21 protein-coding genes are annotated in these 20,129 nt (G+C 61.1%); 8 read left to right on the top strand and 13 right to left on the bottom strand.

Annotation, left to right across the window (positions count from 1 at the left end; genetic code table 11):
* Positions 1–80: 80 nt before the first annotated feature.
* The gene (gene xoxF5, locus ACSSVY_RS17365) at positions 81–1,883 is read right to left on the bottom strand and encodes a lanthanide-dependent methanol dehydrogenase XoxF5 (protein ID WP_454270859.1); all 1,803 of its coding nucleotides are present in this window, start codon (positions 1,881–1,883) and stop codon (positions 81–83) included.
* Positions 1,884–2,019: 136 nt separating this feature from the next.
* Positions 2,020–3,132, bottom strand: coding sequence for an S-(hydroxymethyl)glutathione dehydrogenase/class III alcohol dehydrogenase (locus ACSSVY_RS17370; protein ID WP_454270861.1), 1,113 nt, complete (start codon positions 3,130–3,132; stop codon positions 2,020–2,022).
* Between the two features lie 249 nt (positions 3,133–3,381).
* On the opposite strand from ACSSVY_RS17370, the gene ACSSVY_RS17375 reads away from it, so the two are divergent.
* Positions 3,382–3,876: a hypothetical protein gene (locus tag ACSSVY_RS17375; protein ID WP_454270863.1), complete on the top strand. Its 495-nt coding sequence runs from the start codon at positions 3,382–3,384 to the stop codon at positions 3,874–3,876.
* A gap of 64 nt (positions 3,877–3,940) precedes the next feature.
* On the opposite strand, the gene ACSSVY_RS17380 is transcribed toward ACSSVY_RS17375, so the two are convergent.
* The 10 genes from ACSSVY_RS17380 to ACSSVY_RS17425 all read right to left on the bottom strand — a co-directional run bounded on the left by ACSSVY_RS17380 (position 3,941) and on the right by ACSSVY_RS17425 (position 11,424).
* Positions 3,941–4,708, bottom strand: coding sequence for an FCD domain-containing protein (locus ACSSVY_RS17380; RefSeq protein WP_454270865.1), 768 nt, complete (start codon positions 4,706–4,708; stop codon positions 3,941–3,943).
* Positions 4,709–4,908: 200 nt separating this feature from the next.
* The gene (locus ACSSVY_RS17385) at positions 4,909–5,277 is read right to left on the bottom strand and encodes a Lin0512 family protein (RefSeq protein WP_454270867.1); all 369 of its coding nucleotides are present in this window, start codon (positions 5,275–5,277) and stop codon (positions 4,909–4,911) included.
* On the bottom strand, positions 5,274–5,621 hold the full coding sequence (locus ACSSVY_RS17390) for a Lin0512 family protein (RefSeq protein ID WP_454270869.1): 348 nt from the start codon (positions 5,619–5,621) through the stop codon (positions 5,274–5,276). The genes ACSSVY_RS17385 and ACSSVY_RS17390 overlap by 4 nt, the downstream gene beginning before the upstream one ends.
* 3 nt (positions 5,622–5,624) lie before the next feature.
* Positions 5,625–6,233 carry a cob(I)yrinic acid a,c-diamide adenosyltransferase gene (gene cobO / locus ACSSVY_RS17395; protein ID WP_009817305.1) on the bottom strand — a complete coding sequence of 203 codons (609 nt, stop codon included), beginning with the start codon at positions 6,231–6,233 and terminating at the stop codon, positions 5,625–5,627.
* 77 nt (positions 6,234–6,310) lie between these two features.
* Positions 6,311–7,249, bottom strand: coding sequence for a glycosyltransferase (locus ACSSVY_RS17400; RefSeq protein ID WP_454270871.1), 939 nt, complete (start codon positions 7,247–7,249; stop codon positions 6,311–6,313).
* A 3-nt stretch (positions 7,250–7,252) separates the two neighbouring features.
* Positions 7,253–8,146: a glucose-1-phosphate thymidylyltransferase RfbA gene (gene rfbA / locus ACSSVY_RS17405; RefSeq protein ID WP_454270873.1), complete on the bottom strand. Its 894-nt coding sequence runs from the start codon at positions 8,144–8,146 to the stop codon at positions 7,253–7,255.
* Positions 8,143–8,988, bottom strand: a complete 846-nt coding sequence (gene rfbD, locus ACSSVY_RS17410) for a dTDP-4-dehydrorhamnose reductase (RefSeq protein WP_454270875.1) — start codon at positions 8,986–8,988, stop codon at positions 8,143–8,145. Before rfbD ends, rfbA begins: the two co-directional genes overlap by 4 nt.
* A gap of 45 nt (positions 8,989–9,033) precedes the next feature.
* Complete coding sequence (rfbB, locus tag ACSSVY_RS17415) at positions 9,034–10,083, bottom strand: dTDP-glucose 4,6-dehydratase (protein WP_454270876.1); 1,050 nt, start codon at positions 10,081–10,083, stop codon at positions 9,034–9,036.
* Positions 10,080–10,649: a dTDP-4-dehydrorhamnose 3,5-epimerase gene (gene rfbC, locus ACSSVY_RS17420; RefSeq protein ID WP_454270878.1), complete on the bottom strand. Its 570-nt coding sequence runs from the start codon at positions 10,647–10,649 to the stop codon at positions 10,080–10,082. Before rfbC ends, rfbB begins: the two co-directional genes overlap by 4 nt.
* Positions 10,650–10,782: 133 nt before the next feature.
* Entirely contained in the window at positions 10,783–11,424 is a 642-nt protein-coding gene (locus ACSSVY_RS17425; protein ID WP_454270880.1) for a TetR family transcriptional regulator C-terminal domain-containing protein, read from the bottom strand.
* Positions 11,425–11,570: 146 nt separating this feature from the next.
* On the opposite strand from ACSSVY_RS17425, the gene ACSSVY_RS17430 reads away from it, so the two are divergent.
* The 7 genes from ACSSVY_RS17430 to ACSSVY_RS17460 all read left to right on the top strand — a co-directional run bounded on the left by ACSSVY_RS17430 (position 11,571) and on the right by ACSSVY_RS17460 (position 19,887).
* Positions 11,571–12,821 (top strand): Zn-dependent hydrolase, encoded by a 1,251-nt coding sequence (locus ACSSVY_RS17430; RefSeq protein WP_454270882.1) that lies wholly within the window; start codon positions 11,571–11,573, stop codon positions 12,819–12,821.
* Between the two features lie 79 nt (positions 12,822–12,900).
* A complete protein-coding gene (gene hydA, locus ACSSVY_RS17435; protein ID WP_454270884.1) occupies positions 12,901–14,364 on the top strand; it encodes a dihydropyrimidinase in 1,464 nt (487 codons plus the stop codon).
* Positions 14,365–14,460: 96 nt separating this feature from the next.
* Positions 14,461–15,246 (top strand): ABC transporter ATP-binding protein, encoded by a 786-nt coding sequence (locus ACSSVY_RS17440; RefSeq protein WP_454270886.1) that lies wholly within the window; start codon positions 14,461–14,463, stop codon positions 15,244–15,246.
* A gap of 198 nt (positions 15,247–15,444) precedes the next feature.
* Positions 15,445–16,320 carry an ABC transporter permease gene (locus ACSSVY_RS17445; protein WP_454270887.1) on the top strand — a complete coding sequence of 292 codons (876 nt, stop codon included), beginning with the start codon at positions 15,445–15,447 and terminating at the stop codon, positions 16,318–16,320.
* The gene (locus ACSSVY_RS17450; protein WP_454270889.1) at positions 16,320–17,165 is read left to right on the top strand and encodes an ABC transporter permease; all 846 of its coding nucleotides are present in this window, start codon (positions 16,320–16,322) and stop codon (positions 17,163–17,165) included. Before ACSSVY_RS17445 ends, ACSSVY_RS17450 begins: the two co-directional genes overlap by 1 nt.
* A gap of 32 nt (positions 17,166–17,197) precedes the next feature.
* Complete coding sequence (locus tag ACSSVY_RS17455) at positions 17,198–18,190, top strand: ABC transporter substrate-binding protein (protein ID WP_454270891.1); 993 nt, start codon at positions 17,198–17,200, stop codon at positions 18,188–18,190.
* Positions 18,191–18,444: 254 nt separating this feature from the next.
* On the top strand, positions 18,445–19,887 hold the full coding sequence (locus tag ACSSVY_RS17460) for a serine hydrolase (RefSeq protein ID WP_454270893.1): 1,443 nt from the start codon (positions 18,445–18,447) through the stop codon (positions 19,885–19,887).
* An 81-nt stretch (positions 19,888–19,968) separates the two neighbouring features.
* On the opposite strand, the gene ccoS is transcribed toward ACSSVY_RS17460, so the two are convergent.
* Complete coding sequence (gene ccoS / locus ACSSVY_RS17465) at positions 19,969–20,127, bottom strand: cbb3-type cytochrome oxidase assembly protein CcoS (RefSeq protein ID WP_454270896.1); 159 nt, start codon at positions 20,125–20,127, stop codon at positions 19,969–19,971.
* Positions 20,128–20,129: the final 2 nt, after the last annotated feature.

Raw genomic sequence — 20,129 nt, forward strand, 5'->3', positions numbered from 1 at the left:
GAACTCCTTTTGGTATTCAGGTGCGGCGGCGCGACACTTCAGGGTGCCGCGCCGCCTGTGATGGGATCAGATCAGAGCGATCAATCCGGCAGTTTGAAGACGGTCAGCTGACCACCCAGCGCGGTATAGTCGCTCAGGGCTGCATAGCCGCCCACAGCGCCCAGACCGGCATTCGGATCGGTGAGACCCGCCGCAAGACCAATCCCGGCCCAGCCGCCAATCCCCGACAGGATGCCGACATACTGCTTGCCACCATGCTCATAGGTCATCACGTTGCCGATGATCCCCGAGGGCGTCTTGAAGCTGTAAAGCTCGTCCCCCGTCGAGGCATCAATCGCCTTCAGATACCCCTCAAGCGTGCCGTAGAACACCACATCGCCAGCGGTCGCCAGAGCGCCCGACCAGACCGAGAACTGCTCGGGGATCGACCACTTGATCTTACCCTCGATATTGTCCCAGGCGATGAAATTGCCCATGCCGCCATGGCTGCCGGGCGCGGGATACATCGCCAGCGTCGCACCCACATAGGGCTGACCGGCGGTATAGCTCACGCGGAACGGCTCGTAATCCATGCAGACGTGGTTGGTGGGGATATAGAACAGGCCCGTCTTGGGGCTATACGCCGACGGCTGCTGGTCCTTGGTGCCCAAGGCCGCCGGACAGATGCCGGTCGAGTTGACATCCTCGCCATTCTGCTCGGTCGAATATTCCGCCACCACAGCCGGACGGCCATAGGTCTCGGAGGCGGGGTCCATATCCACACCCGTGGTCCAGTTCACAACCGGGTCGTATTTCTCGGCCACCAGCAACTCGCCAGTTTCCCGGTCGAGCGTATAGGCCAGACCGTTGCGATCCGGGTGGGTCAAGAGCTTGCGCATCTGCCCGTCAACCTCTTGATCCGTCAGGATCATCTCGTTGACGCCGTCATAGTCCCACTCGTCATGCGGGGTCATCTGATAGAGCCACTTGGCCATCCCGTCATCGGGGTCCCGCGCCATGATGGTCATCGACCAGCGGTTGTCGCCGGGCCGCTGCGCCGGGTTCCAGGTCGAGGGGTTGCCGGTGCCATAATAGAACAGGTCCAGCTCTGCATCATAGGAATACCAGCCCCAGGTCGAGCCGCCACCGATCTTCCACTGATCGCCTTCCCAGGTATTCGTGCCCGAATCCGGTCCTACCGGCTTGCCCAGATGGGTCGTGTTCTCCGGGTCCATCAGCGTGTCGCTGTCCGGTCCCATCGAATAGGCCCGCCAGACCATTTCGCCAGTCTTGATGTCATAGGCCGTCGTATGGCCACGCACGCCGAACTCACCGCCCGAAATGCCGACGATGATCTTGTCTTTGACCGGCAGCACCGTCGCGGTGTTGGTCTCACCAATCGCCGGATCGCCATTCACAGCAGTCCAAACGACCTCGCCGGACTTGGCATCCAGCGCGACAATCGTGGTATCGGCCTGATGCAGGAAAATCTTGCCATCCGCATAGGCCACGCCCCGGTTGACCGTGTCACAGCACATCACCGGGATCACGTTGGGATCTTGCTTGGGCTCATATTTCCAAATGATCTTGCCGTTGTCGCTCAGATCGAGCGCATAAACGATGTTCGGAAAGGGCGTGTGGACATACATGATGTCCCCGATCACCAGTGGCGAGCCCTCATGCCCGCGCAAAACGCCGGTCGAGAATGTCCACGCGACCTGCAATTTGCCGACATTGTCCTTGTTGATCTGGTCCAACTCGGAATAGCGGGTATTCGCATAATCGCCCGTTTGAATCGCCCATTGCGTTGGGTCATCTATCAGCGCCTGTAGATCGCTGTTGGCCGCGGCCATGCCGGATGCGCCGACAAAGAACGCCGCCGACATCAAGAGTGATTTCTTCATTTTGTCCTCCCTGGATAAAACTGTTCTTCGTTTCGCTTGCCGGGCTCCTCTGCCCGCCGTGTCGCCCCGCACCGCCCTCCTCTGCGATGGAACCGGAGCGCATTCCGTCCGGCACGGCCCCGTTACAGAGCCGCGCTCAATACACCACCACGCTTCGAATACTCTCGCCCGCGTGCATCAATTCAAACCCTTTGTTGATATCGTCGAGCGGCATGGTGTGGGTGATCATCGGGTCGATCTCGATCTTGCCCTGCATGTACCAATCGACAATCTTGGGCACATCCGTGCGCCCGCGCGCGCCGCCGAATGCCGTCCCGCGCCACGACCGCCCCGTCACCAATTGGAACGGCCGCGTGCTGATCTCGGCCCCCGCCGGCGCCACGCCGATGATGATGCTCTCGCCCCAGCCCTTGTGCGCCGCCTCCAGCGCCGTGCGCATCACGCCGACATTACCGGTGGCGTCAAACGTGTAATCGGCCCCGCCGCCGGTCAGCTCGACCAGATGTGCCACCAGATCGCCCTTGACCTCCTTGGGGTTGACGAAATCGGTCATGCCGAACCGCGTCGCCATCTCGATCCGGCCCGGATTGATGTCGACGCCGACGATTTGATCCGCCCCCGCCAGCCGCAGCCCCTGCAACACGTTGAGGCCGATGCCGCCCAGACCGAACACAATCGCCCGGCTGCCAATCTCCACCTTGGCGGTGTTGATGACCGCGCCGACGCCGGTGGTGACACCGCAGCCGATGTAGCAAATCTTGTCAAACGGCGCGTCCTTGCGCACCTTGGCCAGTGCAATTTCGGGCAGGACCGTATGATTGGCAAAGGTCGAGCAGCCCATGTAATGCAGGATCGGCGTGCCGTTCAGCATCGAAAACCGGCTGGTGCCATCGGGCATGAGACCCTGGCCTTGGGTCGAGCGGATTTTCTGGCAGAGGTTGGTTTTCGGGTTGAGGCAATAGTCGCACTCGCGGCACTCGGGCGTGTAGAGCGGAATAACGTGATCGCCCGGTTGCAGGCTGGTGACACCGGGGCCCACCTCGAGCACGACGCCCGCGCCCTCATGGCCCAGAATCGCCGGAAACGCCCCCTCGGGATCGGCCCCGGACAGGGTGAAATCATCCGTGTGACACAGCCCCGTCGCCTTGATCTCCACCAGAACCTCGCCAGCCTTCGGCCCCTCGAGGTTCACCTCCATGATCTCCATCGGCTTGCCAGCCTCAACAGCCACCGCCGCACGCGTTCTCATTCAGTCTGTCCTCCCTTGCATCCCAGAGGATACAACCTTTAGGTGATTTGGCGTAAAAATACGTTTCAAACCGGCCTGTTTCATCCTGTGACAATATGTGCCAAGATCGCGCCATAACTCAGTAAGACCTTAGTCGTAGAGGATGAAATGAGAGCAGTTTTCACCGCCTTATCCATTGTTTTTACTGGAATATCTCCAATTTACGCCGCAGGATTGAATGAGCCCGACTGGCCCTGCATTCAGCGCCGTGTGGATACACTTTCTGCGGCGGTCATGTGGCCCCATCCGCCTGAGAATCAGGCCGAGACCGGCGCCCTCTCCCCCGAGGCCGCCCGACTGGCAGAATTGCTGGCCCTGCGCCGACTCAGCTTGGAAGAGGCCGAATCAGCGGTGGATGCCACAGCTGATCTGACCAAGGAGGACTACACCGCAATCTTTTCTGACGTGTTTGACCGCCTCAACCAGCGCCGGGTCGAGGTCATGGGCGGCATCACCCGCTACGCCCGCAATCAGGCGCGCATGGCCCAGGAAATCGACGCGCTGCGCAGCGAAATCGCGGCGCTCACTAAGGCCGAGACCCCCGATTTCGACCGCATCGACCAGTTGGAAGAGGATCTCGACTGGCGCGCACGCGTGTTCGACGACCGCCGTCGCTCACTTACCTATGCCTGCGAAGCGCCGGTTCTGCTTGAAAAACGGCTCTATTCCCTTGCGCAAATTCTGGCAGCAAAGGTCCCAAAATAGTCTAAAACATGGGTCCGGAACCGGATCTGACCCGCGCTTGGCACCGCCCACTCAAGGCGACATTCTAACGCGATTGCTCGTGCTCAAATCTCTGGCGCGCAATGACTTCGTTGCGGTCTGCCTTGTGCTGATCGGCCAGCGCCTTTTCAACATAGTTGAGGTGATCGTTCACCGCCGTCCGTGCCGCCTCGGGATTACGCGCCTGAATGGCGGCGTTGATGGCGCGGTGCTGATCCAAGAGCGCACCGCGCGTCGTGCGCTGCTTGAACATCACCTGACGGTTGTAAAACACACCCTCGCGCAGCAGTTGGAACATCGAGCGCATCATGTGCAGCATGATGACATTATGGCTCGCTTCGATGATCGCCATGTGAAACTCGGCATCAAGCCGCGCTTCATCCGCCGGATTGGTTTTCTTATGCGCCGCCTCCATCTTGTCCATCACCGTCTGGATCACCTGCAAATCTGTGTCAGAGGCGAGGCGCGCCGCACGACAGGCCGCCAGCCCCTCCAGATCACGGCGAAATCCGATGTAATCGAACACCGCCTCCTCATGGTCGGCAAAGAGCCTGATCAGCGCGTCCGAGAACGCGCTGCCCAAAACGTCAGCCACGTAAATCCCAGCGCCCGCGCGCGCGCTCAAGAGGCCCTTGTCCTGCAACTCCGCCACCGCCTCACGCAGCGACGGGCGCGAGACCCCCAGTTTCTCGGCCAGATCGCGCTCGGCAGGCAAGCGCTCGCCGGGACGCAGGATGCCTTGGAGAATGAGTTTTTCAATTTGCCGCGTGACGGCAGTCGAAAGCTTTTCGGGTGTGACTTTCTGAAATGGCATGCGCGCGCCCTTGCTGAATTGGTCAGATCATATGACCACGACAGACACACGGCAAGCCTGTGCTTTGGTCTTGGGGGATTGAGGTCGGAGGGGGTGGGTTTGACAAAAAGATTACGTCAAGCCTGCCACGCGCGCGGAACAAAGGCGCGCTACGCGCCGCCTTGGATGGCAATGAACGACCTCTCGGGGCAGATCGCCCTTCACCTCTCGCTCAGCACCCATTTCCCGACCTGCGACGGAAAGAATGCCTCGACCGCCGCCGTGGCGATGACCAGCGTCTCGCCACTCCCCGGATCGGTCACGTTTTGCCCGCCAAACACCACCTGCACCGTCGCCCGCCCACGCGGCAACCCGGCCTTCAACGCCTCGGGATCAACGCGCTCAGGCTCTTGCACGCCCACCGTCACCTTGACCTCCATATCCCGGTGATCGAGCGAGGTATTCAGAAACATCGGGATCGTGGAATGGCGGATTGCATCCTCGATCGCCCGCACGGCAGCCTTTTGGTAATCCATCCCGTGCAGGTCATTGCCCATCCCCATCTCGATGATGAACCGCTCCGCACTCATGCCTTGGCCTCCATGTCGAACGACACCGAAATACAGGCATTGGCGATCACCGTGGGCTTGCCCACGGCGCGCGGAATGTCCAATCCGCCCGGCGCCACCTGCACGCGCACCTGCCCATAGGGGAAAATCGCGCGCAGCACCTCGGCATCCACCTCATCCGGCGCTTGCACGGCAATATCGAGATCAATCAGCATGTCGCCTTTGTCGAACCCGAACAACTCGGCCAGATTGATCGAATTGTGCCACAGCGCATCACGCACCGCCCGCGCCGCCGCTTCGGTGTAATCCTGTCGTCGCAGCGATGTGCCCATGCCGAATTCGGTCAACACTCTTGTCCGCGCCATGGCTCAGAACTCCACCCCGATCTGCGCCTTGATGCCAGAGCGGAACGGATGCTTGATCAGCTCCATTTCCGTGACCAGATCGGCGATCTCGATCAACTCGTCCTTGGCATTGCGCCCGGTCAGCACGACATGGGTCATATGCGGCTTTTCCTCAGCGAGAAACTGCACCACCTCGTTGATATCCAGATAATCATACCGCAGCGCGATGTTAATTTCATCCAGCAGGACCATCTTGTTGGTCTCGTCGCGGATCAACTCCTTGGCCTTGGCCCAGGCCGCCTGCGCCATTTCCGTGTCACGAGTGCGATCCTGCGTCTCCCAGGTAAACCCCTCGCCCATGGTGTGAAAGGCACAGGCGTCCGAGAACTTCGATAGGATCAGATCACGCTCGCCGGTGCTCATGCCGCCCTTGATGAACTGCACCACGGCGCAGGGCATGCCATGCGCGATGCAGCGAAAGATCATGCCGAACGCCGCCGAGGATTTGCCCTTACCCTTGCCGGTATGAACGATGATCAGCCCTTTCTCATCGGTCTTGGTGGCCATGATCTTGTCGCGCGCGGCCTTTTTCTTGGCCATCTTCATCGCGTGGCGGTCGGGATCGTCGGTCATGTCTGGCTCCTGCCGGGGTCTCGGGACCGGCAGAGTGTCGCAGACCACCCCGGACGCGCAAGCCCTTTCTGCATCGCTCAGAGTCGGTTCAGCACCAGCGACAGCCAGAGTGCAAAGGTGCTGATCCGACTCTGACGATAGAGCCCGAGACGCCACAGCCGCGCCAGTCGCGCCGGCAGCGGGCCACGCCGCATGGCCGCGAACTCGGCCAGAACCTCTCGGTTTTCCGGCGTGAGATACCCGTCAAGCCGCGCCAACGCCGCGATATTCACCTCATTCCAGTCCCGGAAATGCCCCTGCAACAATTGCCGGATACGCCGCACGCGCGCCAGGCGCGTGTCGTTCGACCCGATTTGGTTCACATCATGCTGCCGATACAAAAGCGTCGGCGCATCGTCATGGACAACGCGCCCCCCGGCCCCGGTGATCAACTGATAGACCCACCAGTCATGCACCACGACACGCTCGACCTTCTGCACCGCCGCCTCGACCAGCCGCGCCGCTGCGGCATTGAGCAGGATCGTATTGCCCGAGGCGACATTCTGCACCAACGCATTGCGAAAGGACGGCGGCCGCGGCCGCGCCGCCGACAGACGCCGGGTGTGCAAATCCGTATCCGTGATCCAGGTTCGGCTGCAATAGAGCGCCGGGCACGCATCCTCCAACGCCTCCAGCGCGGCAATCCCGCGCGACAGCTTGTCCGGCAACCAGACATCGTCCTGATCGCTGAACGCCAGCCAATGCCCCTCCGGTGTCCGGTCGGGGGCATGGCGCAAGAGTGACAGGAAATTTGCCGCAGCCCCCCGCTTTGGCCCCGTCACGCACTGCGCCGGGCTCCGCTCGGCAAACTTGCCCAAGATCTCCTGACTGCCATCGTCAGAGCCGTCATCACTGGCCAGCACCTGCCAATCGGGATGATCCTGCGCGGCGATGCTCTGCAATTGTTCGGACAGGTAATCGCCGCCGTTGTAGACGGCCAAGAGGATGACGACATGCGGCCCTCGACGATCCCCCATCCCTCAGTCGGCAGTTCGCGGGCTGTGCAACAGGCGTTTCAGATAGAGTCCATAGTCGGTTTTCGTGAACAGGCTGATCCGCTCCTCCAGCGCCGCCGCATCAATCCAACCTTTGTCATAGGCGATCTCTTCGGGGCAGCCCACCTGCTGCCCCTGCCGCCGCTCCAGAGTGCGCACAAAGTTCCCGGCATCAAGCAGGCTGGCATGCGTCCCGGTATCCAGCCAGGCATAGCCGCGCCCCATCATCTCGACCGACAGCAGCCCATCGGCAAGGTACATCTCCAACAGCGATGTGATCTCCAACTCGCCTCGCGCCGAGGGCTGCACACTGCGGGCACGTGTCGACGCCTCGCCATCCAGAAAATAGAGCCCCGTCACCGCAAAGTCGGATTTCGGCACCTTGGGCTTTTCCACGATCGACACGGCCCGGCCCGCTTTGTCGAACTCGACCACGCCATAGCGCTCCGGGTCCGCCACGCGGTAACCAAAGACGGTGCCGCCCTTTTCCTGCCGCGCCGCGCTTTCCAATTGCTCGGACAACCCGTGGCCGTAGAAAATATTATCCCCCAGAACCAGCGCCGACGCCTGCCCGTCCAGAAACTCTTCCGCCAGCAGATAGGCCTGCGCCAGCCCATCCGGCGAGGGCTGCACGATATAGCTGAACGACAGCCCCCATTGGCTGCCATCGCCCAAGAGCCGCTGAAATTGTGCCTGATCCTGTGGCGTGGTGATGAGAGCAATCTCGCGGATGCCCGCCAGCATCAGCACCGTCAGCGGATAGTAGATCATCGGCTTGTCATAGACCGGCAAGAGCTGTTTGCTCAGCCCCATGGTGATCGGATAGAGCCGCGTGCCCGACCCTCCCGCCAAAACGATGCCCTTGCGTGTTGTGGTCATTTTTGCTCCAGGTGCTCAAGGACGCGGGACACACCGTCCCGCCAATCGGGCCGCGCGATGCCAAACTCCGCCGTCAGGGTTCCGCAATCAAGGCGTGAGTTGAGCGGTCGGGCGGCGGGTGTGGGATAGGCGCTGGTCGGGATACCCGTGACCGTCGTCGCGCGTCCGGCGCGGGCGAAAATCTCCCGTGCGAACTCCGCCCAGCTTGCATCGGGTGCGCCGCTGAAATGATAAAGACCCCCGGCATGGCCCGCGACCATCGCCCGCCCCATGGTCAAGAGCGCCGCCGCGATATCCGCAGCCGGCGTCGGCCCACCAATCTGATCCTCGACCACGTTGAGCGCGTCGCGCGTTTCCGACAGGCGCAGCATGGTTCTCACAAAATTGTTGCCATGCGCCGAAAACACCCAGGATGTGCGCAGGATCGCGCTCTGCCCTGCCGCAGCGCGCACCGCCTCTTCACCCGCCAGTTTGGATCGACCATAGGCATTGCACGGCGCGACCGGGTCCGACGGTTGGCGCGGCGCCGTGCCGCTGCCATCAAAAACGTAATCCGTCGAAACATGACAAAACGGAATACCCAAATCGGTACAGGCCCGCGCCATAGCGCCGGGTGCCGCGCCATTGATCACCGTCGCCAGTGTCTCTTCCTCTTCGGCACGGTCGACGGCGGTATAGGCGGCAGCGTTGATCACCAGATCGGGGGTATGGTCCCGAATCGCGGCGGCGCACCTGTCCGGTTGCGTCAAATCCGCTTCATCCCGCCCCAAGGCCACGACCTCCGCCAGTCGTTGTACCTCAGTCGCCACCTGACCGGTTTTGCCAAAAACCAGTATCTTCATACCGAACCCCATGTTCCTATCGTCCTGCAAAATGGACGACCTTTCTTAGCCCGTCCCAAGCCGCTTTCCGACCCCTTCACGCGCCTCAAGCGCCCGCCACCAGCTTTCGTTCTCGAGATACCACGCCACAGTGCGCCGCAGCCCCTCTTCGACCGTGACAGAGGGACGCCATCCCAACTCGTCCCGGATGCGGGACGGGTCGATCGCGTAGCGCGCATCATGGCCCGGACGATCCGTCACAAAGGTGATTTGCTCGGCATAGGACGCGCCATCGCTGCGCGTACATAACTCGTCCAAAATTGTACATAAGGTACGCACCAAGTCCAGATTGCTGCGCTCATTTTCGCCACCGATATTATAGGATCGCCCCGGCACACCCTGCTCCAGAACCTTCAACAGCGCCTCAGCGTGATCCTCGACATAGAGCCAGTCACGCACGTTCGATCCATCGCCATAAATCGGCAGCGGCTTTCCCGCCAATGCCTTGAGAATAATCACCGGAATGAGCTTCTCGGGAAAGTGGAAAGGCCCGTAATTGTTGGAACAATTGGTGATCAGCACCGGCAGGCCATAGGTCTCGTGCCAGGCTCGAACCAGATGGTCCGACGCCGCCTTTGAGGCCGAATAGGGGCTACGCGGATCATAGGGCGTATTTTCGGTGAATTTGACCGACGGGTCGGCGGGCAGTGAGCCGTAAACCTCATCGGTCGAGATATGCTGAAACCGGAAACTTTCAGGCTTTCCAAGGGCTTGCCAATACCCACGCGCCGCCTCCAACAGATTGTAGGTGCCAGTGATATTGGTCTCGACAAAGGTGCCGGGGCCATCAATCGAGCGGTCCACATGGCTCTCTGCGGCCAGATGCAGCACCGCCTCGGGCGCATGGTCCGCGAACACCCGATCAAGCGCCGCACGATCCCGGATATCGGCATGAACGAAACTATATCGTGGGCTCTGTGCCACACTGGCCACATTATCCAGACAGGCGGCATAGGTCAGCGCATCCAGATTGACCACCTCATATCCGCGCGCCACGGCATGACGCACCACGGCCGACCCAATAAACCCGGCCCCACCCGTCACCAAGAGCCTCATGTCGCCCCCACAAACTCAAAGGGGCTGACGAAATCGCGCAACAGCGGCGCCTTGGCATCCTTGTCACTCAGCACCACAGACTCACCCTCAACCCCCCAGGCGATCCCAATCTCGGGATCATCGAAACGCACCGCGCCATCACACTCCGGCGCATAGTAATCCGAACATTTATAGATGATTTCCGTCATCGGCTCTCGGGTCACAAAACCATGTAAAAACCCTTCCGGAACAAGAAGTTGACGCCCATTCTCGAAACTCAGATCAACCCCTACCCAGTGCCCATAGGTCGGGCTGCCGCGCCGGATATCAACCGCCACGTCATAGAGCGCACCGCGCCCGCACCGAACCAGCTTGGCCTGCGCATGCGGCGGCGATTGAAAATGCAGCCCCCGCACCGTGCCTACCTGTTCCGAGAGCGAATGATTATCCTGCACGAAATCTATCGTGATGCCCGCCCCAGCCAGTCGCTGACGATTCCAGCTCTCGCTGAAAAAACCACGCGTATCGCCGTGGCGTGCGGGTGTCACGATCACCACGCCGGGAAGAGAAGTTCGTTCAATCTGCATAGTGCTCGCATTGCCTTGTTTTGCGCGGGCTCAGGATCCCACGTCGTCGGTATCCGTTGACTTGTGTCAAATCTCCGCATTTTTTTCCAGAGACAAACTCCGATTTTATTGCCGCACCTTCACCGTGCCGCACCTATCCCATCGCCGCGTTGGGCCTCAGAAGTCGCCCAAACATCGCCTCCAAATGCGCCGAGGCCCCGGCATGCACGTCAACGTCACCCATAAGAACTCCCACCTGCGCCTCGAAATCGGCGTAATGCTGGGTCGTGGCCCAGATCGAAAAGAGCAGATGCCGCGGATCGACCGGCGACAACCTGCCCGCCGCGATCCAGCCCTGGATAATCATCGACGTCTGATCCACCAGCGGCTTCAAAACACTCTCCAGATGCGGCCCCATACGGGGCGCACCCTGCAATATTTCATTGGCAAACAACCGGCTCTCGCGCGGCAGGTCGCGCGACATTGCCAGCTTGCGGCGCACATAGGTCAGGATTTCGTCAAGCGGATCTCCTGCGGGATCAATCGCATGCAGGGGGGCAAGCCAGGCATCCAGGAGCTGATTGAGCAAGGTGACGTGGATCTCTTCCTTGCCCTCGAAATAATAAAGAATGTTCGGCTTGCTCAGCCCCGCCTCCGCCGCGATCTGATCCAGTGTCGCGCCACGATAGCCATGGGTCGAGAACACCTCGAGCGCCGCCTCGAGAATCCGCTTGCGGTTGCGCAATTGAATCCGGCTTGGCTTGCGACCGGCCTGCGCGGCGGGGGCTTGCGGCATCCTCTTCCTTTCTTTGCGGGGCGCATTTTTCATCACCCCGCCTCCCAGCTTAGCCAGATCACGGCTCAGCCCCAAGACGAATCTTGACAGCGCCCATGCCCCAAGCAATCGTAAGTTTACCAAATGGTAAAAAAGCGAGCAATCCCATGGCGGCACCCGGCGAAAACCTCAAGATCAACAGCACCCGGCTCTGGGATAGCCTGATGGAGATGGCCAAGATCGGCCCCGGCATCGCAGGCGGCAACAACCGCCAGACCTTGACCGATGAAGACGCCGAAGGGCGCGCCCTCTTTCAATCCTGGTGCGAGGCGGCGGGGCTCAGCATGGGCGTGGATGAAATGGGCAATATGTTCGCCCGCCGCGAAGGCACCGACCCCGAGGCGCTGCCGGTCTATGTCGGCAGCCATCTCGACACACAACCCACGGGCGGCAAATACGACGGAGTGCTGGGCGTGCTGGCGGGGCTCGAAATCATCCGCACCCTCAACGATCTGGACATCAAGACGCGCCATCCCATCGTCGTCACCAACTGGACGAATGAAGAAGGCACCCGCTTTGCCCCCGCCATGCTTGCCTCGGGCGTCTTCGCGGGCGTGCTGGACCGCGATTGGGCCTATGACCGGGTCGATGCCAAGGGCAAACGCCTTGGCGATGAATTGGAGCGGATTGGCTGGAAAGGCCCCGAAAAGGTCGGCGCCCGCAAGATGCACGCCTTCTTTGAACTACACATCGAGCAAGGCCCGATCCTAGAGGCCGAAGGCAAGCAAATCGGCGTTGTGACCCACGGCCAAGGTTTGCGCTGGATCGAATGCACCGTTACGGGCAAGGGCCAGCACACCGGCTCGACCCCCATGTATATGCGCCGCAACGCCGGGCGCGGGTTGGCGCGGGTCACGGAACTGGTGCATGACATTGCCCTGCAGTATCAGCCCAATGCCGTGGGCGCGATCGGTCATATCGACGTCTACCCCAACAGCCGCAACGTCATCCCCGAAAAGGTGATCTTCACCGTCGATTTCCGCTCTCATATCCTCGAGACACTCGAGGCGATGGTCGAAGACCTCATGGCCTCCGCCCCCGGCCTCTGCGCCGATGTGGGCGTGAAATTCAGCGCCGAAGTGGTCGGCGCCTTTGATCCCCCCGCCTTTGACGAGGCCCTCGTCGCCCGCGTGCGCGACGCCGCCCACCGGCTGGGGTATAGCCATATGGACATCGTTTCAGGCGCGGGTCACGATGCCTGCTGGATCAACAAGGTCTATCCCACCACCATGGTCATGTGCCCCTGCAAGGACGGTCTCAGCCATAACGAAGCCGAGGAAATCACCCCCGACTGGGCGCGCGCCGGCACCGATGTGCTCTTGCACGCCGTGCTGGAAACGGCGGAGGTGGTGGAGTGATTGGGGGCCAGCCCCCAAACCCCCGAGGTATTTCCGGCCAGATGAAAGACCACCCGCCAAAAAGACAGGGAGATCCCCAATGACCACCAAAGTCATCAAGAACGGCACCGTCGTCACCGCCGACCGCACATGGAAGGCCGATGTGCTGATCGAGGGTGAGACCATCAAACAGATCGGTGCGGACCTCAAGGGCGACACCACGATTGACGCCACGGACGCCTATGTCATCCCCGGCGGCATCGACCCGCACACCCACCTTGAGATGCCCTTCATGGGCACCACCGCCGCCGAAACCTTCGAGACGGGCACATGGGCGGCGGCCTGCGGCGGCACCACGATGATCGTGGATTTCTGCCTGCCCGGTGCCGATGGCAGCATCAAGAACGCCATCAACGAGTGGCACCGCAAATCCGCCCCCCAGATTTGCAGCGACATCGGCTATCACATGGCCATCACCGGCTGGAATGAGACCGTGTTCAACGAAATGAAGGACGCCGTCGATATGGGCGTCAATTCCTTCAAGCATTTCATGGCCTACAAAGGTGCCTTGATGATCGAGGACGACGAGATGTTCGCCTCTTTCAAACGCTGCGCCGAACTGGGCGCGCTGCCGATGGTCCATGCCGAGAACGGTGATCTGGTGGCCGAGATGCAGCAGAAATACTTTGACCAGGGGATCACCGGGCCAGAGGGGCACGCCTATTCCCGCCCCCCGGAGTTTGAAGGCGAGGCCGCCAACCGCGCGATTTGTATTGCCGACGCGGCGGGCGTGCCGCTCTATACCGTGCATGTCAGCTGTGAGCAGGCGCACGAGGCGATCCGGCGCGCGCGGCAAAAGGGCATGCGCGTCTATGGCGAGCCGCTGATCCAGTTCCTCACCCTCGACGAGAGCGAGTATTTCAACAAGGACTGGGACCATGCCGCGCGCCGCGTCATGTCGCCCCCGTTCCGCTCCAAGGATCATCAGGACAGCCTTTGGGCCGGGCTTCAGGCCGGGTCGTTGCAGGTGGTCGCCACCGATCACGCCGCCTTTTCCACCGCGCAGAAACGCGCCGGACGTAATGATTTCCGCATCATCCCCAATGGCTCCAACGGGCTCGAGGAACGGCTTGCCGTGCTCTGGACGCATGGCGTAGAGACAGGCCGCCTCACGCTCAACGAATTTGTTGCCGTCACCTCGTCCAACGTGGCCAAGATCCTCAACATCTACCCGAAAAAGGGCGCGATTGTCGAAGGCGCGGATGCCGACCTCGTTGTCTGGGACCCCAAGATCACCAAGACGATCAGCGCCTCAAATCACCATTCCATCCTTGATTACAACGTCTTCGAGGGGTTCGAGGTCAAGGCGCAGCCGCGCTATACCCTCAGCCGGGGCGAGGTGATCTGGGCCTGGGGCCAGAATTCACAGCCCCAGCCGGGGCGTGGCCGCTTTGTCCCCCGCCCGGCCTTTCCCTCGGCCCATCAGGCGCTCTCGAAATGGAAGGCGCTGACCGCCCCCAAGATGATCCAACGCGATCCGTTGAATATCCCGGCGGGGATTTGAAAAATCAGGCGCGCAGGGTCCTCATGGCCGGGCGCGCCTCTTGACAACCAATAGCCAGCCGGGCGCAGTAGCGGCCGAGCCAGCAGGGGATAGGGTTTGAGCAGCAACACAGTCATCAGCGCGCGCAACCTGTCGCTGACGTTTCAGACCGGCGATGGCCCGGTCCATGCGCTCAAGGATGTGGGCCTTGAGGTGGAAAAGGGCGATTTCGTCAGCTTCATCGGCCCCTCGGGCTGTGGCAAGACCACGCTTCTGCGCTGCATGGCGGATCTGGAGCATCCCACCGGCGGTAGCCTGACGGTGAATGGCACCAGCGCCGAAGAGGCGCGCAAATCGCGCGCCTATGGCTATGTGTTTCAGGCGGCGGGGCTCTATCCATGGCGCACCATCGGCGGCAATATCCGCCTGCCGCTCGAAATCATGGGCTACGGGCGCGACGATCAGGACGCTCGCGTCAAGCGCGTGCTGGAATTGGTCGATCTGGCGGGATTCGAGCGGAAATACCCATGGCAGCTTTCGGGCGGCATGCAGCAGCGCGCCAGCATCGCCCGTGCCTTGGCCTTTGACGCCGACATCCTTCTGATGGACGAACCCTTTGGCGCATTGGATGAAATCGTGCGCGACCATCTCAACGAACAACTCCTGCAACTCTGGGACCGCACCAACAAGACCATCTGTTTCGTCACCCATTCCATCCCCGAAGCGGTGTATCTGAGCACAAAGATCGTGGTCATGTCGCCCCGCCCCGGCCGCATCACCGATGTGATCGAGAGCACGCTGCCAAAGCAGCGCCCCCTCGACATCCGCGAGACGCCGGAATTCCTCGACATCGCCCATCGCGTCCGCGAAGGGCTACGCGCGGGGCACGGCGATGCAGCATAGCCCAATCCTCCTGAAAAGCGCCCCCTCCCGTTTGACGGGGAGAGGGACCTTCACCGTTCACGGTCATCGGCTCTCCAGCCTGTACCGTGGGGGTAGAAAACCACGAATTCCTTTCAGCGTTCTTAAAATACTCAAAATCTGCGCTCGATTTCAGCGCCGGGATTTGAGTATTTTTGGAATAGTGAAGGCAGCGAGGGCATGATGCGCAACCTCCTGCCCGTTCTCACCATCGTCGCCACCCTCCTTGCGCTTTGGTACGCTGCGGCTGTGGCGCTCAACGCGCAATGGGCGCGGGATCAGGCGGCGCGGGCGGAGGTGACGCTCACGCTCCCCGCCCTCATCGCCGACACATGGTCTCAGGACAAGCCCAAGCTGCCCGCCCCGCATCAGGTGGCGGTCGAAATATGGCAGACCACCGGTGCCATGGTGCTGGAAGGGCGCGGATTTTCCAAACGCTCACTCTTTTATCATAGCTGGATCACCTTCAGCGCCACAGCACTCGGCTTTGTCCTTGGCACCGCCCTTGGCATCGCGCTGGCGATCGGCATCGTCTACAACCGCACCATGGACATGTCCGTGATGCCATGGGTCATCGCGAGCCAGACCATTCCCATCCTGGCGATTGCCCCGATGATCATCGTGGTCCTCAATGCCGTGGGCATTTCCGGGCTGCTGCCCAAGGCGATGATCTCGATGTATCTGTCGTTCTTTCCGGTCGTTGTCGGCATGGTCAAGGGGCTGCGCAGCCCCACGCCCATGCAGCTTGATCAGATGCGCACATGGAACGCGAGCGCCAACCAGACCTTCTGGCGGCTGCGCCTGCCCTCGTCGATGCCCTATCTCTTCACCTCGCTCAAGGTCGGCATGGCCGCCAGCCTTGTCGGTGCCATCGTGGGCGAATTGCCCACGGGTGCCGTCGCAGGGCTTGGCGCGCGCCTGCTGGCAGGCAGTTATTATGGCCAGACCATCCAGATCTGGTCGGCGCTCATCATGGCGGCAACCTTGGCGGCGGTTCTGGTGGGGCTGATTGGCCTTATCCAGCGGATCACGCTCAAGCGGATGGGGATGGCGTGATGGGCTGGCTGGCGCTTGGATTGGTGGCATGGGCGCTTGGCTGGTGGATCAATTCCCGCCTGTCGCACCAGCCTAGAACACGGGCCACCCGGCTCTTGGTGCCGGTGATCTTTGGCCTGACCGTGGTGGTGATCTGGGAATGTCTGGTGCGGGGTCTCTCGATCTCCCCCGTCCTATTACCCGCCCCCACCGCCATTGCCGCAACTTTCGCCAAATCCACCCATATCCTTTGGGCCGATTTCGTGCAGACCGCGCTCAAGGGCGCGCTGACCGGCTATATCATGGGCTGCGGCACGGCCTTTCTCACCGCTATTGCCATCGACCGCTTTCCCTTCCTGCAACGGGGTCTCTTGCCGGTGGGCAATTTCGTCGCCGCCTTGCCGATCATCGGCATGGCCCCCATTCTGGTGATGTGGTTCGGCTTTGACTGGCAGTCCAAGGCGGCGGTGGTCGTGGTCATGGTGTTCTTTCCCATGCTCGTGAACACCGTGCAGGGGCTCACCGATACTGACGCCATGCAGCGCGACCTGATGCGCACCTATGCGGCGGGCTATTGGCAAACCCTGTTCAAGCTGCGCCTGCCCGCCGCGATGCCCTTTATCTTCAATGGCCTCAAGATCGCGACGACACTGGCGTTGATCGGGGCGATTGTGGCAGAGTTCTTTGGCTCGCCCATCAAGGGCATGGGATTCCGCATTTCGACCTCGGTCGGGCAACTGGCGCTCGATCTCGTCTGGGCCGAGATTGTGGTCGCGGCCATTGCGGGCTCTGGATTTTACGGCGCCGTGGCGCTCTTGGAAAAGGCAGTGACCTTCTGGCACCCGTCGCAAAGAGGCCGGGCATAAGACAAAGAAACCACCAACAAGGGAGATGACAGATGAAAAAACTGACAGGACTATTCAGCCTCGCGACGCTGACCGGCTTTGCGGGCATGGCGCAGGCGGCGGATGATCTGACGCTGCAACTCAAATGGGTGACGCAGGCGCAATTCGCAGGCTATTACGTAGCCCTCGACAAGGGTTTTTACGAGGAAGAAGACCTCAACGTCACGATCAAGCCAGGCGGGCCGGATATCGCGCCCACCCAGGTGATCGCGGGCGGCGGCGCGGATGTGACAGTGGAATGGATGCCCGCCGCCCTTTCGGCGCGGGAAAAGGGCCTGCCGCTCGTCAATATCGCGCAGCCGTTCAAATCCTCGGGCATGATGCTGACCTGCCTCAAGGAAACCGGCGTCACCGGGCCGGATGATTTCCCCGGTCGCACGCTGGGTGTCTGGTTCTTTGGCAATGAGTTTCCGTTTCTCTCATGGATGAGCCAGCTTGGCATTTCCACCGAGGGCGGGGCCGATGGGGTGACCGTGCTCAAACAGGGCTTTAACGTCGATCCGCTGTTGCAGAAACAGGCCGATTGCATCTCGACCATGACCTATAACGAATACTGGCAGGTGATCGACGCCGGCATCACCGAGGATCAACTCATCACCTTCAAATACGAGGATCAGGGCGTCGCCACGCTCGAAGACGGGCTTTATGTTCTGGAGGAAAAACTGAGCGATCCCGCAGAGGTCGACAAGCTCACCCGCTTTGTGCGCGCCTCGATGAAGGGCTGGAAATGGGCCGAGGAAAACCCCGAGGACGCCGCCATGATCGTGCTCGACAATGACGCCACCGGCGCACAGACCGAAGAGCATCAGATCCGTATGATGACCGAAGTGGCCAAGCTGACCGCAGGCTCCAACGGCGCACTCGACCCCGAGGATTACGAGCGCACGGTGCAATCGCTGCTCTCGGGCGGATCGGACCCGGTGATCAGCGCGCATCCCGGCGACGGCGCATGGACCCACGTAATCAGCGATGCCGCGCTGAACTGATCACGAGTCATTTCCAAGACATGGCCCGGGCTGCACCGCCCGGGTCACTTTTTTTGACCGCCGATCGGCTCATCTATCAGTCGTGACGTGCATATGGGGGGTGGATGAGATCAAGCCACTACATATTGGCCCAACTCCCGTGAAACTCTTTAAAAATGAACACTTTAAACAAGAACACGCCTGTGCTACGGTATTTCCTATAAATCAATGCCAGTCGGAAAACCGGCGGCGCGAGGCAGTAAAAGAGCAGTTCTATGAAAACACGGGGCAAGCAGCCAGTCCGTTGGGGGCTGGTGGCGATGGCAACAGTCTGGATGCTGATCATCGTGCCATTGAGCGCGGCGGCGGCACCTTATGCAGCATTGGTGATGGACGCGCGCAGCGGCGAAGTGCTCTATTCCAACAATGCCGACACGCGGCTACATCCGGCCTCTTTGACCAAGATGATGACACTCTATGTGGTTTTCGAGGCAATCGAGAACGGCGAGATCGGTCTTGATGACAAGGTGCTGATTTCGAAACATGCCGCCTCTGAGCCGCCCAGCAAACTCGGCGTGCGTGCCGGTAGCAGCATTGCGCTGCGCTATCTCATTCGCGCCGCAGCAGTCAAATCCGCCAATGATGCAGCCACCGCACTTGGCGAGGCGATCGAAGGATCAGAGGCGCAGTTTGCGCGCCGGATGAACCGCACGGCAGAGGGTCTCGGCATGAGCCGGACCACGTTCAAGAATGCCCATGGCCTGACCGAGAACGGGCATCTGTCCACCGCGCGCGACATGTCAATCTTGGGGCGGCACCTCTTTTATGACTTCCCTCAGTATTACAATCTCTTCTCGCGCATCACCACCGATGCTGGCGTGACCTCGGTCAGCCACACCAACCGCCGCCTGCTAGAGGCTTATCGTGGCGCTGACGGGATCAAGACAGGCTATACACGCGCCGCAGGCTTTAACCTTGTGGCGAGCGCAGAACGGGGCGGTGAGCGCATCATCGCGACTGTTTTTGGCGGTCAATCCACCGCCTCTCGCAATGCCAAGGTGGCTGAACTGCTCGACCTCGGCTTTAAAAAGGCACCGACGCAGGTTGCCGTGCTTCGCCCGGCGCGCCCTCCATATCTGGGCAAGATCGGCACAGTGCCCGTGAGGATCGCCGCAGGCGAAGATCGCCCGAGCGTTGCCGCCAAGACCGTGCGCCTCACAACCGCCGCCGCCGTGATCAAGAGCCTGCGCCCACAATCGCGGCCTTCGCAAGCCGCCCCGATGCCGGTCATCGCCGCGCGGGATGATATCGAGCGCGCACTTCTGGCCGCTCAGCAGGTTGCAACGGCGACCCCTGCCCAAGGCAGCGTAGCGGTCACGCCTGAAACCCGCCCCGAACAACGCCCGACCGATATCGTCCTCGCAAGCGCGCCCGCGCCAGAGCCCGAACCAGAGGTTGTGACACGTGTCTCGACTTCTGGCGGGCGTCATTGGGGGATCAACGTCGGCCGCTATGGCAGCGAATACAAGGCGCGGCAGGTGCTCTTGCAAACCGCCCTCAATGAAATGGCCACACTTGATGGCAGTCTGCGCAAAGTGGTGCAGCGGCCCGCCGGCTTCGACGCGAATTTCATGGGTATGACACGTGAGAGCGCGGACCTCGCCTGCCGCCGCCTTCAGGCCAAGAAAGTCACCTGTTTCATGATCGGGCCAAGCTGAAGGCTGTCACTGTGGTCCAAAGCGCAGAGTGGGGGTCAGCCCCCCAAACGCCCGAGGTATTTTCAGACAGATGAATGCCACTCAGGGCTTGGGGTGGTCGTCCCAATCGTCCGACAGGATACGCCGAGAGTCGCCCTCAGGATCATCATATTGGTTCGAGCGCACGGTGTAGATAAACGCCACAAGGCCGACACCACCAAGGATCAGGGAAATCGGAATCAGGTAGGTGAGGATATTCATTG

The organism is Roseovarius sp. MBR-51 (assembly GCF_053628575.1).